Origin of the sequence: Pseudarthrobacter sp. W1I19 (genome assembly GCF_030817835.1) — a bacterium.
Classification (GTDB): Bacteria; Actinomycetota; Actinomycetes; order Actinomycetales; family Micrococcaceae; genus Arthrobacter.
On the sequence record NZ_JAUSZR010000001.1, the window covers coordinates 4,379,497 to 4,393,936 of the forward strand.

16 protein-coding genes are annotated in these 14,440 nt (G+C 65.9%); 5 read left to right on the top strand and 11 right to left on the bottom strand.

Annotation, left to right across the window (positions count from 1 at the left end):
• The first annotated feature begins 41 nt into the window (after window positions 1-41).
• From QF038_RS20235 to QF038_RS20245, 3 genes are all read left to right on the top strand, one after another.
• Window positions 42-491: a helix-turn-helix transcriptional regulator gene (locus QF038_RS20235; protein ID WP_307612700.1), complete on the top strand. Its 450-nt coding sequence runs from the start codon at window positions 42-44 to the stop codon at window positions 489-491.
• Window positions 488-910: a VOC family protein gene (locus QF038_RS20240; protein ID WP_142058484.1), complete on the top strand. Its 423-nt coding sequence runs from the start codon at window positions 488-490 to the stop codon at window positions 908-910. The genes QF038_RS20235 and QF038_RS20240 overlap by 4 nt, the downstream gene beginning before the upstream one ends.
• Before the next feature lie 94 nt (window positions 911-1,004).
• Window positions 1,005-3,410, top strand: a complete 2,406-nt coding sequence (locus QF038_RS20245; protein WP_307612705.1) for an excinuclease ABC subunit UvrA — start codon at window positions 1,005-1,007, stop codon at window positions 3,408-3,410.
• 52 nt (window positions 3,411-3,462) lie between these two features.
• Here the strand turns inward: QF038_RS20245 and QF038_RS20250 are convergent, their stop codons facing one another.
• Window positions 3,463-3,843, bottom strand: coding sequence for an STAS/SEC14 domain-containing protein (locus tag QF038_RS20250; protein WP_307612707.1), 381 nt, complete (start codon window positions 3,841-3,843; stop codon window positions 3,463-3,465).
• Between the two features lie 62 nt (window positions 3,844-3,905).
• Between QF038_RS20250 and QF038_RS20255 the strand changes: the two genes are divergently transcribed.
• Window positions 3,906-4,478, top strand: a complete 573-nt coding sequence (locus QF038_RS20255) for an MOSC domain-containing protein (RefSeq protein ID WP_307612709.1) — start codon at window positions 3,906-3,908, stop codon at window positions 4,476-4,478.
• 18 nt (window positions 4,479-4,496) lie between these two features.
• On the opposite strand, the gene QF038_RS20260 is transcribed toward QF038_RS20255, so the two are convergent.
• Complete coding sequence (locus tag QF038_RS20260) at window positions 4,497-5,672, bottom strand: MFS transporter (protein ID WP_307612712.1); 1,176 nt, start codon at window positions 5,670-5,672, stop codon at window positions 4,497-4,499.
• Window positions 5,669-6,334: a GntR family transcriptional regulator gene (locus tag QF038_RS20265; RefSeq protein ID WP_307612714.1), complete on the bottom strand. Its 666-nt coding sequence runs from the start codon at window positions 6,332-6,334 to the stop codon at window positions 5,669-5,671. The genes QF038_RS20260 and QF038_RS20265 overlap by 4 nt, the downstream gene beginning before the upstream one ends.
• A 74-nt stretch (window positions 6,335-6,408) precedes the next feature.
• Between QF038_RS20265 and QF038_RS20270 the strand changes: the two genes are divergently transcribed.
• The gene (locus QF038_RS20270; protein WP_307612716.1) at window positions 6,409-7,131 is read left to right on the top strand and encodes an SDR family NAD(P)-dependent oxidoreductase; all 723 of its coding nucleotides are present in this window, start codon (window positions 6,409-6,411) and stop codon (window positions 7,129-7,131) included.
• 9 nt (window positions 7,132-7,140) lie between these two features.
• Here the strand turns inward: QF038_RS20270 and QF038_RS20275 are convergent, their stop codons facing one another.
• The 8 genes from QF038_RS20275 to QF038_RS20310 form a co-directional block, all read right to left on the bottom strand.
• On the bottom strand, window positions 7,141-8,124 hold the full coding sequence (locus QF038_RS20275; RefSeq protein ID WP_307612718.1) for a cyclase family protein: 984 nt from the start codon (window positions 8,122-8,124) through the stop codon (window positions 7,141-7,143).
• On the bottom strand, window positions 8,121-8,375 hold the full coding sequence (locus QF038_RS20280; RefSeq protein WP_307612720.1) for a hypothetical protein: 255 nt from the start codon (window positions 8,373-8,375) through the stop codon (window positions 8,121-8,123). Before QF038_RS20280 ends, QF038_RS20275 begins: the two co-directional genes overlap by 4 nt.
• Window positions 8,376-8,386: 11 nt before the next feature.
• Window positions 8,387-9,724: a TRAP transporter large permease subunit gene (locus QF038_RS20285; protein ID WP_307612723.1), complete on the bottom strand. Its 1,338-nt coding sequence runs from the start codon at window positions 9,722-9,724 to the stop codon at window positions 8,387-8,389.
• Window positions 9,725-9,803: 79 nt separating this feature from the next.
• Entirely contained in the window at window positions 9,804-10,583 is a 780-nt protein-coding gene (locus tag QF038_RS20290; RefSeq protein WP_307612725.1) for an NAD(P)-dependent oxidoreductase, read from the bottom strand.
• A 22-nt stretch (window positions 10,584-10,605) separates the two neighbouring features.
• Complete coding sequence (locus QF038_RS20295; RefSeq protein ID WP_307612727.1) at window positions 10,606-11,235, bottom strand: methyltransferase; 630 nt, start codon at window positions 11,233-11,235, stop codon at window positions 10,606-10,608.
• A 34-nt stretch (window positions 11,236-11,269) separates the two neighbouring features.
• Window positions 11,270-12,274, bottom strand: coding sequence for a tripartite tricarboxylate transporter substrate binding protein (locus tag QF038_RS20300; RefSeq protein ID WP_307612730.1), 1,005 nt, complete (start codon window positions 12,272-12,274; stop codon window positions 11,270-11,272).
• 70 nt (window positions 12,275-12,344) lie between these two features.
• The gene (locus tag QF038_RS20305) at window positions 12,345-13,847 is read right to left on the bottom strand and encodes a tripartite tricarboxylate transporter permease (protein WP_307612732.1); all 1,503 of its coding nucleotides are present in this window, start codon (window positions 13,845-13,847) and stop codon (window positions 12,345-12,347) included.
• Between the two features lie 2 nt (window positions 13,848-13,849).
• Window positions 13,850-14,353 carry a tripartite tricarboxylate transporter TctB family protein gene (locus QF038_RS20310; RefSeq protein ID WP_307612734.1) on the bottom strand — a complete coding sequence of 168 codons (504 nt, stop codon included), beginning with the start codon at window positions 14,351-14,353 and terminating at the stop codon, window positions 13,850-13,852.
• Between the last annotated feature and the right edge of the window lie 87 nt (window positions 14,354-14,440).

Genomic DNA, 14,440 nt, shown 5'->3' on the forward strand with positions numbered 1-14,440 from the left:
GGCTCTGGACAACTCCGCCGGGCCGTAGCACGATCTGAAGTGTGACCTCCAGCCCCCTTTCCGACGCCCGCCTCCGTGAGCTTACGGAACTTCGCCGCGTCAAGGACCGGATCGACCGGGAGTACGCGCAGCCGCTGGACGTCGAATCCCTGGCCCGCGGCGTCCACATGTCCGCCGGACACCTGAGCCGCCGCTTCAAAGCCGCGTACCAGGAATCGCCCTACAGCTACCTCATGACCCGGCGCATCGAGCGGGCCATGGCACTGCTCCGCCGCGGTGACCTTTCCGTCACGGAGGTGTGCTTCGCCGTCGGCTGTTCATCGTTGGGAACCTTCAGCACCCGCTTCACGGAGCTGGTGGGCATGCCGCCCAGCGTCTACAAACAGGAAGCGGAAATGTCGACGGCGGGCATCCCCGCCTGCGTGGCGAAACAGGTCACCAGACCGGTCAGGAATCGAGAAGCACCCGCACCGGAGCCGCAACTAGCATGACTGCCATGAACAAGATCAGCATTTCCTCAACCTTCCTTCCGCATACCGATCCGGACGCATCCCTGGCGTTCTACCGCGACGCCCTGGGCTTCGAAGTCCGCAACGATGTTGGCCGCGGCACCATGCGCTGGATCACCGTAGGCCCTGCCGGGCAGCCGGACGTGTCCATCGTCCTGCACCCGCCGGCCGTGGACCCCGGCATCACCGACGACGAACGCCGCACCATCGCCGAAATGATGGCGAAGGGCACCTACGCCACGGTTATCCTGTCCGCCCCGGACGTGGACGCCGCGTTCGCCTCGGTGGAGGCCACCGGGGCGGACGTGGTCCAGGAACCCGTCGACCAGCCCTACGGAATCCGCGACTGCGCCTTCCGCGACCCGGCCGGCAACACCGTCCGCATCAACCAGCAGCCCTGAGCTGGGAGGATAGGAACCAGCGGCACGAGGGGGAGGCTGCGGGCGCGGCCCTCCCCCTCCCAGGACATATCGCAGCCCCACAGATGGAGACCCGATGAGCACGGACACCAGTTCCGCCACCAACACCGATCCCCGGGCCAACGGGCTGCACGTCGCCGACACCCACGACCTGATCCGGGTTCAGGGGGCGCGGGAAAACAACCTCAAGGACGTCAGCGTTGAGCTGCCCAAGCGCCGGCTGACAGTGTTCACGGGTGTGTCCGGCTCGGGCAAGAGCTCCCTGGTGTTCGCCACCATCGCCGCAGAGTCGCAGCGCATGATCAACGAAACCTACAGTGCGTTCGTGCAGGGCTTTATGCCCTCGCTGGCCCGGCCCGAGGTGGACTTCCTGGAAGGGCTCACCACGGCGATCATCGTGGACCAGGAACGGATGGGCGCCAACCCGCGCTCCACTGTGGGCACTGCGACAGACGCGAACGCGATGCTACGCATCCTCTTCAGCCGGCTCGGCTCACCGTACGGCGGCCCGCCCACGGCGTTCTCCTTCAACGTGCCCACCCGCAAGGCCAGCGGCGTGATGTCCACGGAGAAAAGTGACGGCCGGGTGGAGAAAGCGGTGGTTCAGCAGGCCGTCTACCTGGGCGGCATGTGCCCGCGCTGCGAGGGCATGGGCGCCGTCAGCGATATTGACCGAACGGCGCTGTACGACGACGAAAAGTCCCTGAGCGAGGGAGCGCTGCTTGTTCCGGGGTACTCGATGGACGGCTGGTATGGGCGCCTGTTCGAGGGCATGGGCCTGCCGATGGACAAGCCCATCGCGAAGTTCACCAAGAAGCAGCTGGAGACCATGCTGTACGCCGAGCCCACCAAGATCAAGGTGGAAGGCGTCAACCTGACCTTCGAGGGGATCATCCCCAAGATCCAGAAGTCCATGCTGTCCAAGGACCCCGAGGCCATGCAGCCGCACGTGCGCCGGTTCGTGGAGCGGGCCGTGACGTTCCAGACCTGCCCCGAGTGTGAAGGCACCCGGCTGACGCAGCAGGCGCTGTCCTCCAGGATCAACGGCAAAAACATCGCCGAGCTCTGCCAGATGCAGATCAGCGACCTCGCCGAATGGATCCGCGGCCTCAAGGACCCCTCGGTGGCTCCCCTGCTCAAGGGCCTGCAGCACCTGCTTGACTCGTTCTCCGACATTGGCCTGGGTTACCTGAGCCTGGACCGCCCGGCCGGCACGCTTTCCGGCGGCGAGGCCCAGCGCACCAAGATGATCCGGCACCTCGGTTCCTCCCTCACCGACGTCACGTATGTCTTTGACGAGCCCACCATCGGGCTGCACCCGCACGACATCGAGCGCATGAACCAGCTGCTGCTCCAGTTGCGCGACAAAGGCAACACCGTGCTGGTGGTGGAGCACAAGCCGGAAACCATCGCCATTGCCGACCACATCGTTGACCTCGGGCCAGGTGCCGGCACCACGGGCGGCACTGTCTGTTACGAGGGAACGGTGGAGGGCCTGCGGTCCAGCGACACCATCACCGGCCGGCATCTCGGGGACCGTGCCTCGCACAAGGAAGCGGTCCGGAAGGCGTCCGGAGCGCTCGAGGTGCGCGGGGCGTCAACGCACAACCTGCAGGCGGTCGACGTCGACATCCCCCTGGGTGTGTTGGCGGTGGTGACGGGCGTGGCCGGCTCGGGCAAGAGTTCGCTGATCCACGGTTCGGTGGCGAAGCGCGAGGGCGTGGTGGTGATCGACCAGGGCGCCATCAAGGGCTCCCGGCGCAGCAACCCTGCCACCTACACGGGCATGCTGGAGCCCATCCGCAAGGCCTTCGCGAAGGCCAACGGGGTGAAGCCGGCCCTGTTCAGCTCGAACTCCGAGGGCGCCTGCCCCACCTGCAACGGCGCAGGCGTTATCTTCACCGAGCTGGGCGTGATGGCCACGGTGGAGTCGCCCTGTGAGGACTGTGAGGGCCGCCGCTTCCAGGCATCGGTGCTGGAATACACCCTAGGCGGGAAGAATATCGCCGACGTCCTGGCCATGTCCGTGACGGAAGCGCGTGCCTTCTTTGCCGAAGGCGAAGCGAAAACGCCGGCGGCGCGCACCGTCCTTGACCGGCTCGCGGACGTGGGCCTGGGCTACCTCAGCCTTGGCCAGCCGCTCACCACGCTGTCCGGCGGCGAGCGCCAGCGGCTCAAGCTCGCCACCCAGATGGCCGAGAAGGGCGACGTGTACGTCCTGGACGAGCCCACCACCGGCCTGCACCTTGCCGACGTCGAGAACCTGCTGGGCCTGCTGGACCGGCTGGTTGATTCCGGCAAGTCCGTGATTGTCATCGAGCACCACCAGGCGGTGATGGCGCACGCTGACTGGATCATCGACCTGGGACCGGGAGCAGGGCACGACGGCGGGCGGATCGTTTTCGAGGGCACGCCGGCTGAGCTGGTGGCTGGCGCCTCAACGCTCACCGGCAAGCACCTGGCGGCCTACGTTGGTGGCTAAGGCAGACCGCCCGGTGGTTGAGCCTGTCGAAACCCAGGGCGGGTTGTTACTGTCAGGAAATCGCGGGATCGAGAAGCCAGACCAGCGCCTCATCCCGGGACGTGAAGAAGCGTGTGGGACATGGCAAGGCCTGCCGTTCAATGGTGAAATTTGCAATGATGCGGTCCACCGGACTTGAGCCAAGCAAGGCAATCCGCGACGCTGCACAGGGGATCTGGAAGGCGGACTTGGCCTGGCGGGTCACTGCCTTGGTAACCCCCATGTCCACCAGCATCGGGTATTCGGACCCTCCGGAAATTTCATTGACCCTGTCCATCGCCGCGTGCACGTCATCGCTTTCCAGGACGATCCCGGGTTGCCAGACAAGGTGAATAATTCCGTCGGCGCTGAGTTTTACGGTGCCCTTGCCGCCGTCTACAGCGATTGGTTCCAACTTCTGCTCCCCCATAGTTCCGATCAGCGATGTCTGCGCCTACATCAAACTACGCTGGCGGTATGGCCGAACACTACCGGTACGACGTCGAAATCCTCCACCTGCTGGTGTCACCCGGGCATGCCTACTTCGGGCGGGCCAAGGACGGCCCTGCGGACGTGCCGACGCTCGACGCCGGCACCGCTGAGGTGGTGGCCGGCAAGGGCATCGTGGGTGACCGGTTTTTCGGCAAGGCCGCGCACATGGATGCTGCGGTGACCCTGTTCGCCGTCGAGGCCCTCGAAGCCATGGCAGCCGAGCTGGAAGCCGGACCGTTTGATCCGCTGGCGACGCGCCGGAACGTGATCCTGCGGGGTGCGCACCTGGCTCCGCTGCTGGGGCAGGACTTCGCGCTGGAATCCGGCGGCTCCGTCGTGGAGTTCCATGGCGGGCGCGCGGCCCACCCGTGCGCCTGGATGAACGAGGTGCTGGCGCCCGGGGCCCACGCCGCGATGCGGGGCAGGGGCGGCATCCGTTGCCGGGCACTATCCAGCGGAACCATGCACCGCGGCCCGGCGGTGCTGGTCAGCCCCGTCCCACTGGATCCTGGGCAGGCCGGGGTACCTTCGGTACTGCGGCCCAGCCGGCTGCCGTAGCTAGTCCAACTGCACTAGCTAGTCCAACTCCACGCCCCGGAGCAGCAGTAGCGTCCCGCCCACCACCGCGGCGGAAGCAAGGAAAACACCCCCTGCACCAAGTCCTGCCGCAACCACCCCGATGGCACTCGGCAGTACCACCTGGCCCACCCGGTTCCCGGCGAGCCTCAGAGCCAACGCCCGTCCACGCTGCCCAGCTGGGGCCTGCGCCGAAAGCCAGGACATGGTCAGCGGCTGGCCGATGCCGAGCCCCAGCCCGAGAACGGCCATCACAATAAACAACAGCCAGGCCGGCATGGGAACCGCAGCCACGGCCAAGGCGACGGTGGACAGTGCGAGGCTCAACACCAGCAGCCTCATGCGGCCCAGCTTCCTGGACACCCGCCCCAGCAGGATCCGGGAAACCATGGAAAACACTGCCCTGACAGTGAGCATGGCGCCCACCGTTGCCGAAGTGAGCCCGCGTTCGGATCCGAGTGCCGGGAGGTACACCATGGTCAGGTCCACCACGGCAAGCACGGTGGCGCTGGTGGCCAATGCGCGGGCGACGCCAGGGGTCCTGAGCAGCGAGAGTGCGTTGCCGGTGTTGCCGTCACCTGCAACTGCCTTCCTTTTCGCGCCGCTGACATGTGCTGCCACACCAAACGTGGTCACGAAGAGTGCCAGGCTCATGCACGTCGACAGGAAGAAAATTGCCTGCGTGTCAGGGCGGATGGATGCCCCTCCCACGAGGGAAATCGCCAGGGGTCCGAGGGCCTGGCCCAGGGAGGCGGCGAAAGTCAGGTAACCGAAGGCTGCGTCCATGCGGGCCGGGGCAGCGTTGTTGGCCACCACGGCCTGCTGCCCTACAACGCATGCGAGTTGCCCGGCACCCAGCAGCGCGGTTCCGATAACCAGGGTGACGATTGACGAGCCCCACAGCAGCAGGAAAGCAGAACAGGCAAGAACGACGGCGGACCCGATGGCCATCAGCCGGCGCTCACCCAAGCGGTCCACCAGGCCGCCCGTCGGGACTGCGAGCAGCAAAGGAAAAACAGCATAGCTGGCTGCCAGCAGGCCCAGGGCAAACCCGGGAACGTCCAGTTCAAGCGCACGGTAGGTTGCCGCGGGCCGGACCAGGAAGGTCACCGCCTGGATCAGCGCGGAATGGACCAGGAGGGAAGTTGTTGTGCGGCGTCCAAGTTCGCCGATCACGAGATGCCCAGGCCGCTGCTCGAGATGGCACGCACCGCGGCATCCCGGGCCCCCATGACGTGCTCGAAAGCAATCTTCGCGGCGTTGTCCGGATCGCCCGCGGCCACGGCGTCCACCAGGGCGCGGTGCTGGGCCAGGGCCTGGTCACGCCGTTCCTGGGTGCTGTTGGTGAAATGCCGGTAGCGCTCCATGTGGTTGGATACCTGGCCATGGAAACGGCGGGCCCAGGAATTTCCGGCCATCTCCGCGAGCCTGCTGTGCAGTGCCATGCCCTGGCGCATGGCGTCATCGGCGAATTCCACCACTGCGGCGTTACGGGCAAGGATGCCTCGGAGCGCTTCGATGTCGGAAGGCGTCGCCTTAATGCAGGCGTTCCGTGCCATCAGCGACTCCATTGCCGCCCGGACCTCGTACAACTCTGAAATCGCTGCCTCGTCCAGGCTTGGCACCAGGACACCCCCGGTGGGCTGCTGCTCCAGGAGGTTCTCTGAGATGAGCCGCCTGATGGCCTCGCGCAACGGCGTACGGCTCACACTCAATGATGCCGCCATGGCAGGCTCAAAAATCCGCTCCCCCGGCTTCAGTTCAAGGCTGAGGATCTGCCGCTTCAGTTCCGCGTAAACAAAATGTGCGCCGGTGTTCCGTGCAGGTAAATCAGTCATGTTCGACCTCCAGCACCCATCATACTTGTATACATCTGTACAAGTATGATTTCCCGAACCGATAAGGTGTAGGCATGCGTGTTTTTGTCACCGGCTCTGCTGACGGTTTGGGACAAGCTACTGCGCGGACCCTTCTGGAGACCGGGCACGATGTTGTTGTCCATGCCCGGAGCACTGCCCGGCTGGATGCCGTCCAGGAGCTGGTGGACGGCGGGGCCGAAGCGGCAGTGGGCGACCTGGCGGACCTGGAACAGACGCGCGACGTCGCCAGGCAAGTCAACGCGATCGGTCGGATGGACGCCGTCATCCACAACGCGGGAGTCCTGCACAGCCCGGACATCTTCCAGGTGAATGTTGTGGCTCCGTACCTCCTCACCGCGCTCATCGAACGCCCGCACCGGCTGGTCTACCTCAGCAGCGGAATGCACCGCGGCGGCCACGCTGATCCCAGCAGGCTCGAAGCGGGCATGGAGAAGGTGACCTACTCGGACAGCAAGCTCTACCTCACAGCCCTGGCAGCCGCCGTCGCCCGTTTATGGCCGGACGTCCTCAGCAACGCCGTCGATCCCGGCTGGGTGCCCACCCGGATGGGCGGCGCGGGGGCACCCGATGACCTGCGCCTCGGCCACCTGACGCAGGAGTGGCTCGCCACGGGCGATGATCCGGCGGCGCTCACCAGCGGGGGCTACTGGTTCCACCAGAACCGGGAGAAGCCGCATCATGCAGCCCGCGACGAGCGGTTCCAGAACGCACTCCTGGATCACTTGGCCGATATCACCGGCCAGCGCCTTACCTGACGGGACTACCTAGAGCAGCGCGGTGGCGTTTGCGGGTGAACCGGTCCCGCCGGTGATGTTCAGCGGTTTGACGGTGATGAAGGCGTCCCACTGGTTGATGCCACGCATATGGCGCGCGAGGGGCCCGAGCCGCCACAGTTCACCCAGCGGCATGCCCAGCTTAGCGAGGAGCTGCTGGTGCATCATGCCGTGATCGTTCGGGGCGGAGTCGCGGTAAGGGCTGGAAGCCAGTGCGGGCAGGCATTCGAAGGCGAAGTTGTCCGCCGCGAGGAGCGCCAGCCTGTTGTCCCATGCCCAGGCGACGAAGTCCTCGGACTGGGCAACGCCGGCGGCCCGCCTGCTCTCCCGCATCCGCTGTTTGTCCTCCGGGGCCAGGCCCAGGAACCACTCGCACCAGCCGGTGTGCAGCATCAGGATGTCGCCCTGCCGGAGGGTCACGGACTGGGCGTCCAGCACCGCCTGAATCAACTCCAGGCCCAGGGGCTCACCTGCCGCCTGGTCGATCGGAGCACCCTGCCCGGCGCGGTACCCGGCTAGGTCAACAAGCACTCCCCTGCCCACGATTGGGTTGTCCGCCCATTCCTGGATGCCAAGATCCGGCGTGCCCTCCCGGACAGCGTCGTCAGGCGTGCCGTTGTAGAAGCCGACGTCGTCTGCCCGGCGGTGCCGCAATCCGTCGATCTGGCTGGATCCTTGCAGGTAGTACCCGTCCAGGAAGTCGTCGCGGTGGGCCGGGTGCGAGGAGTAGATGGTGTGCCGGGGAGCGCCGCGCTTGAGGGACATGCCGGGGTGGAACGCATCGGCCGGATAGTCCAGGCCAAAGGCCGTGCCGGTGCGGATGCAGCTTCGCGCCTCCATCACGGCCCGGGAATCAATGAACGACGGCGTCCCGCGGGTTGCGTCCGGAAAGAGGTCCCAGGAGGTTCCGGCGAAAGCGCCCTCCCGCTTCAGCAGCTCGGCGAACGTGGGGTAGGTTCCGTCCCCGGACCTCACCGTGCCCCTGCTTCCTGCGGCTGCTCCTGGTTCTGGCGGCGTTTGTAGCTGAGCAGGAATCCGGCGATGGCGCAGAGGGAGGCAGCGATGCACATGGGCGCCTTGATGGACTCGTTGAGCAGTGTGAGCCAGTCGCCCCGGCCGGCCGCCAGGGCGATGGCCTGCCCGGCCACGAACAGAACGCCGCCGGCCAGGAGCGCTGCGAGGGTCAGGACGAAGAGGACTTCGACGGCTCTTCGGATGGTGTGCATGGTGACTTTCCTTAGATGGGCAGGACGCCGAGGATGATCAGGACGCCAATGCCGAGCAGCGGCAGGGCGTAGTGGGTGAGCAGCCGGAGGAAGGTCTTGATCGGGTCCACATCCGCGATGCCGCACGCCACATAGAGCGGGGCACCTCCGGGCGGAACCGCCGCCTCGCAGGAGGAGAAGACCAGGACGGCCACCGCTGCCGTGGTTGCCGGCACTCCGGCTGCCACCAGGGCCGCGACGCCGACCGTTCCCACAGCAGCCATGGTGGCAGTAGCGGACAGGGGCGCGGCGACAGCGATGACAATCAGCCCGACCAGGATGGCCAGGATCCACACCGGCAGGTTCATCCCGTTGAGCAGCTCCGTCATTTGCTTCGGCAGCCCGGTGGCGGCCAGGGCGTTGGCTCCGGCGAAGGCGAACACCACCGTGACGCCCACAATTCCGAAACGCGGCGCCGAGTTCTGCAGCAAAGCCCACCACGCCCGCCCGCTCGTGGGAAGTTTCTTCCGGCCCAGCAGGAAGCCCGTGATGATCAGGACCACGGGGATCCAGACGATGACGCTGACGGACTTGGACACATCTCCCCCGGTCCAGTCCGAGAGACCCGCAGCGATAGCCCCGGACGTGATCACCAGCGGAATGGCCACCACAACAAACAGCAGCAGGGTGGGCCAGCCACGGCCAAACGCGGTCCGGACCGGCAGCCGGTGGGCCGCATCAAGCGGAGCCATCCCGCTCTTGCGGATCAGCAGCCAGGTGACGATCAACCGGTGCAGGAAGCACCACAGGCCCCCGAACAGCAAGGGCAGGACCAGCGCGTTGATGTCCAGCAGCGGACCCACAGTAGCCGACCCCACCAGCACGAACATCGATGCGCTGAACGGAAACGTGATTCCCATGCCCGCATTACCGGCCACCAGGGTGGCCGCCGAGGGCTTGTCCAGCCGCGACTTTTCCATCCAGGGAATGGTTACCGATCCCACGGTGGCGGCAATGGCCGCCTGGTTGTGCACCACCCCGCCCAGGCCGGCCGAGGCCACGGTGGACACCCACGCCGGCCCGCCCTTGACCCCGCCAATCAGGGAGTTGAGCAGGTCGATCAGCTTGTCCAGCACACCGGTCTTGTCCAGCAGGTAGCCCATAAAGACAAAGGCCATGGTGGCGTAGACGATCTCATCGGTGATGGCCGAGTAGAACGCGTCCCAGCCGATCTGCGCCGCCGCTGCTCCGGTGAACGGAAGCACGGCCAGGAAGCCCAGGATCATGGCCTCCCCCACACTGCGCTTGAGCACAGTGGTCCACAACAGGATGACGGCAAGGTAGGCGCCGAGTGCCCAGATGCCGATCATGTTGCTGCTCCTGACGGCGGGACGCCGGTTAGGTGGTGAGTCACGTAATACCCGTTCTTGATTCTGCCGGACACAGCTGTCAGCGCAAGGCCGGCTCAGTTTCCAGGGCCATGCGGGACAGGGCGGCAGCGGACGCAGTGGTCATCTCGGCGGGAACTTTAAGATCGGCGAGGTAGCTGGCCGTGTCCTGCATTTCCTTGGAGCGCCGGACGGCGTGCTTGGCCGTGCCGGTAAGGAACCGGTCAATCACTGCCTGCCCGTCACCGGCGAGCTGGCTGGCGATCTGGGCCCGGATCCATTCTTCGAGTCCGGCTGCCCGGCCTGCGGTCACGGCTTCGACCACCACGGAGGCCAGGCCCTTCATCAGGACGCTGCGCAGGAGCTTATGGGCCATGGCCGCACCGGGTTCTCCAGCTGCAATCTCGACGTCGACCCCCAGCGGACCTAGCAGGTCAGCCACCGCCTGAGCTCCAGGGCCGCTGACCATCAGCGGGGTCTTCTCCCCCAGTGCCGAGACCGGTCCAAGGATAGCGACGTCGGCGAAGTCTGCCTTGCCGGGCAGCCGGCCCAGTTCGTCCATCACTCCGGGCGAGGACGAGGTGAAGTCCGCGTAGCAACTGCCCGCTTCCAGGACCGGAAGGCACTCCCCGGCGACGCTGCGGGCAGCGGCGGCTCCTGTCATGACGAGGACGATGTCCGCGCCTTCACAGGCTTGCGCAGCGGTTGCTGCGCGGGTGACACCGGCGGGGGTGGTGGGCGCAACCGGGTCAAACCCGGTGACGTTGTGGCCGGCGGCGTGGAGCGCCGCGGCGTAGGTGGCGCCGGCTTCGCCGAGGCCAATGACGGTTACCGCTGTCATGGTTCTCTCTGTCTTTCTTGCTTCAGGCGCGGGCTGCCACGATGGCTTGCCGGCGGTTCGTTTCATCTGCGAAGACTGCTTCGGCGGCCTCGGCCACTGCGGCTGCCTGCTCGCGGGGCACCACCACTACGCCGTCGGAGTCGCCGATGATCACATCGCCGGGCAGGACGGGGACGCCGCCGAAGGCGAGCGCTGTGCCCAGGCGGAAGGGACCGTTCTTGTAAGGGCCGGCGGGGGAAGTAGCCCGGGCGAAGACTGGCATGCCGATCTCACCCAGCGCTTCGGCGTCGCGCGCTGCTCCGTCCAGTGCGAAGCCAGCGATGCCAAGGTTGATGGCGCGTTCGCCGATGAGCTCGCCAAGCAGGGCGCGGGAGGCGTCCCCGCCGCCGGCCACCACAATGACGTCCCCCGGCCGGGCCTGTTCCAAGGCCTTGTGGATGCCCTGGTTGTCCCCGGGCCGCGTCCACACCGTGAAGGCAGGGCCGGCGAGAAGGGCGCCGGGCCAGATGGCCTGGATGGCGGAGTCCGCCACGCCGAGCCGGTCCATGGCATCGCCGATGTTGGCCGCCGGCAGCTTGGCGAGGCGCTCCACGACGTCCCTGTCGGGGCGGGGGAAGTCGGAGTCGATGGTGTCTATTGCTGGGGTTGTCATGATGGCTTCTTCCGTCCGGTGGGTTTCGGCAGGGTCAGTTGGTCTTCTGTACCAGCGGCAGGACCTTCTTGAAGTCCTCTTCCTGGCCGGCCCAGAACTGCTTGTAGTCCTCGCCGGAGAGGTAGCTGGTCTGCAGGCCGAGTGCGCTCATCTTTTCCTTGACCGTGGGGTCTTCGATGGCCGTTTTGATGGCTGCTTCGAGCTTCTTGGCCACTTCGGCCGGCAGGCCGGCGGGAGCGGAGTAGCCGCGGACCGTTCCGGCCTCGAGGTCGTAGCCTGCTTCCTTGAACGTGGGAATGTCCGGCAGCGAGGGTGCGCGCTCTGACGTCATGACGCCCAGGACGCGGGCTTTGCCCTGCTTCGTCAGGTCGGTGACGTCGCTAACGTTGGCCACCAGCACGTCCACATGCTTGCCAAGGAAAGCGGTGGTGGCTTGGGAGGCACCTTCGGAGAAGTGGACGGGAGCGAATTCGGAGCTCGTGCTCTCCTGGATCTGGGCCAGGGCAAAGTGTTCGCCGGTCTGGAGCCCGGTGGTGCTGGCGGTCAGGGACTTGGGGTTGGCCTTGGCTGCGTCCAGGAGTTCCTTCAGTGTCTTGTAGGGGCTGTCCGGCTGCACCGCGATGACGGTGGGGTCGATGACCTGGCGGCCCAGCGGCTGGAAGCTGTCGCGGGTGTACTTGGCGCCGCGGGCGGGATCAAGGGGTGACACGACCACGGACGGGGAACCGGTGGCGCCGATGGTGTAGCCATCTGGTGCGGCGCTGGTCAGCTGGGTGTAGCCGATCTGTCCGCCGGCCCCGGGCTTGTTGATGACCTCCACGTTGGTGCCCAGTTCCTTTTCCAGGATGGGCTGGATAAGCCGGGCAGCTGTGTCCACCGCACCTCCGGAGGAGAAAGCGACGACGAGGTCGATTGTTTTGCCCTTTTTGGGGAAATCGCCTGCCGAGGCGTTGGTGGCTCCGGCGTTGGCGCCGCAGCCGGTCAGGGCAATCAGGGATGCGGCGGCCAGGGCGGTGGCGATGCGTGAACGGGTTTTCATGGTTCTTCTCCTTTGAAGGTGTGCTTCGGGGTAGTGCTTGAAGGGATGCTGGGGGTGTACGGGTTTGGGTCTAGGTTTCGGGGTCTTCGTTGAGTGCCTTCGGCTTGCGGAGCTTGAGCAGCGGGCTGAAGACAATCAGCAGGCCCAGCCCGATCAGGACTGCGGAGATGGGGCGGCTGGTGAAGATGCTGAAGTCGCCCTGGGAAATTTCGAGGGATTCGCGCAGGGAGCGTTCCATGAGCGGGCCGAGAACCAGGGTCAGCACCATGGGTGCCAGCGGGATGTCCAGGTGCCGGAGGGCGAGGCCCAGCAGGCCGAAACCGATCATCACGAAGACATCGAAGACGCTGAAGTTGATGGTGTAAGCGCCGATCACCATAAACAGCAGGATCAGTGCGGTAAGGATCGACGACGGGACGCGGAGGATGGAGGTCCACAGGCCTACCAGCGGAACGTTCAGCAGCAGCAGGAGCAGGTTTCCGATGAATAGGCTGGCAATGATGGCCCAGGCGATCTCGGAGTGTTCGGTGAAGAGGGTGGGACCCGGGGTGAGGCCCTGCTGGAGGAAGGCGCCCATCAGCACCGCGATGGTGGGTGATGCGGGGATGCCGAGGGTGAACAGCGGGATCAGGGCGGCGTTGGCGTGGGAGTTGTTGGCTGTTTCCGGGCCGGCGACACCTTCAATGGCGCCCTTGCCCAGCTCGTGGCGGTGGCGGGAGAACTTCTTTTCCGCACCGTAGGCCAGCAAGGAGGACACGGAGCCGGTCATGCCGGGAATCAGTCCCAGGCCGAAGCCGATACCGGTGCCGCGTGCCATGGCCGGGGCGCTCCGGCGCCATTCCCCGCGGGTGGGAAGCAGGGACCGCAGGTTCGGTGCGTGCACCGTGGGGGTGGCGGTGTCCTTGCGGTAGGAAAGGAGTTCCGAGAGGCCAAAGACACCCACGATTACGGCAACAAAGCTCACGCCGTCCAGGAGCCGGTCCATGCCGAAGGTGAAGCGCGGGGCCCCGGCAACGGGGTCGATACCCACCATGGCGATCAGCAGGCCCAGTGCCCCGGAGATGACGGCCTTGACCATGGATTTCCCGGCGAGCGCGACGAGCAGGGAGATGCCCACCACCATCAGTGCAAAGAATTCCGGCGGCCCTACCAGCAGACCCAGTTCTCCGAGGGGCTTTGCGGCCGCCACCAGGCCGATGGTGGCTACGGTTCCGCCCACAAAGGACCCGACGGCGGCAATGGTCAAGGCGGCGCCGGCCTTGCCGATCTTGGTCATGGCGTAGCCGTCGATGGTGGTGATCGCGGAGGCAGCTTCGCCAGGGGTGTTCAGCAGGACGCTGGTGATGGTTCCCCCGTAGGCGGTGCCGTAGAAGATGGCGCAGAGCATGATGATCGCGCCGGTCGCGTCCAGGTTCAGGGTGAGGGGAATGAGCAGCGCGACGCCGGCTACGGGGCCGATGCCGGGCAGCACGCCGATGATGGTGCCGAGCAGGCAGCCCAGGAAGGCAAAAAGCAGGTTTTGCCAGGTCATGGCGGCCGCGAAGCCGTTCAAGAGTTCGTTGAGGGTATCCACGTTCAGAGTCCGATCGTGTTCAGCAGGGGGAAAGCCGAGACGGGCAGGGACACGTTCAGTCCGTAGTTGAAGGCGTAGAACGCGCCGAAGCTGCCGGCGAGGGCTGTGATCACCGAGGACGGCCAGCCCCGGCGGCCGCGCAGCTTCAGGTGGTACATCAGGAACAGGAACATGCCCAGCTGGAAGCCGATCAGGTCCATCACGGCCGCAAGGATTACCAGGCTGAGGACGACGGCGATGACCAGTCCGAGGTCAACGCCTTCTGCCGTTTCGCTGGGCCGGCGGAGTTCCTGAAGCAGCCACACAACGGCCATCGCCACCAGGACGGCGCCCATTGCGAAGGGGAAGAGACCGGGGCCGGGCCCCAGGGAAGTCCAGAGGCCGAGGTCGATCGAAGTGACCAGGACGTAGGCGCCCACAGCAGCAAAGGCGCCGATGCCCGCCAACACTGACGGTGCCACTCGGACAGTGCTCTTGGGGGCGGTTGTGACTGACTTCGTTGTCATGGGTTCCTTCTCCGTGCGTTGTTCCAGTCTGTGTTGCTTCATTTCACAGAATGAAACTATATTGCGTACAGAGAAATAGTGACAGCC

What these genes read in the sequence shown, in the direction of transcription:
- QF038_RS20310 (WP_307612734.1), bottom strand. Translation starts at nt 14,353, where the DNA reads ATGACAACGAAGTCAGTCACAACCGCCCCCAAGAGCACTGTCCGAGTG.
- QF038_RS20265 (WP_307612714.1), bottom strand. Translation starts at nt 6,334, where the DNA reads ATGACTGATTTACCTGCACGGAACACCGGCGCACATTTTGTTTACGCG.
- QF038_RS20295 (WP_307612727.1), bottom strand. Translation starts at nt 11,235, where the DNA reads ATGACAACCCCAGCAATAGACACCATCGACTCCGACTTCCCCCGCCCC.
- QF038_RS20255 (WP_307612709.1), top strand. Translation starts at nt 3,906, where the DNA reads ATGGCCGAACACTACCGGTACGACGTCGAAATCCTCCACCTGCTGGTG.
- QF038_RS20270 (WP_307612716.1), top strand. Translation starts at nt 6,409, where the DNA reads ATGCGTGTTTTTGTCACCGGCTCTGCTGACGGTTTGGGACAAGCTACT.
- QF038_RS20240 (WP_142058484.1), top strand. Translation starts at nt 488, where the DNA reads ATGACTGCCATGAACAAGATCAGCATTTCCTCAACCTTCCTTCCGCAT.
- QF038_RS20280 (WP_307612720.1), bottom strand. Translation starts at nt 8,375, where the DNA reads ATGCACACCATCCGAAGAGCCGTCGAAGTCCTCTTCGTCCTGACCCTC.
- QF038_RS20300 (WP_307612730.1), bottom strand. Translation starts at nt 12,274, where the DNA reads ATGAAAACCCGTTCACGCATCGCCACCGCCCTGGCCGCCGCATCCCTG.
- QF038_RS20290 (WP_307612725.1), bottom strand. Translation starts at nt 10,583, where the DNA reads ATGACAGCGGTAACCGTCATTGGCCTCGGCGAAGCCGGCGCCACCTAC.
- QF038_RS20245 (WP_307612705.1), top strand. Translation starts at nt 1,005, where the DNA reads ATGAGCACGGACACCAGTTCCGCCACCAACACCGATCCCCGGGCCAAC.
- QF038_RS20285 (WP_307612723.1), bottom strand. Translation starts at nt 9,724, where the DNA reads ATGATCGGCATCTGGGCACTCGGCGCCTACCTTGCCGTCATCCTGTTG.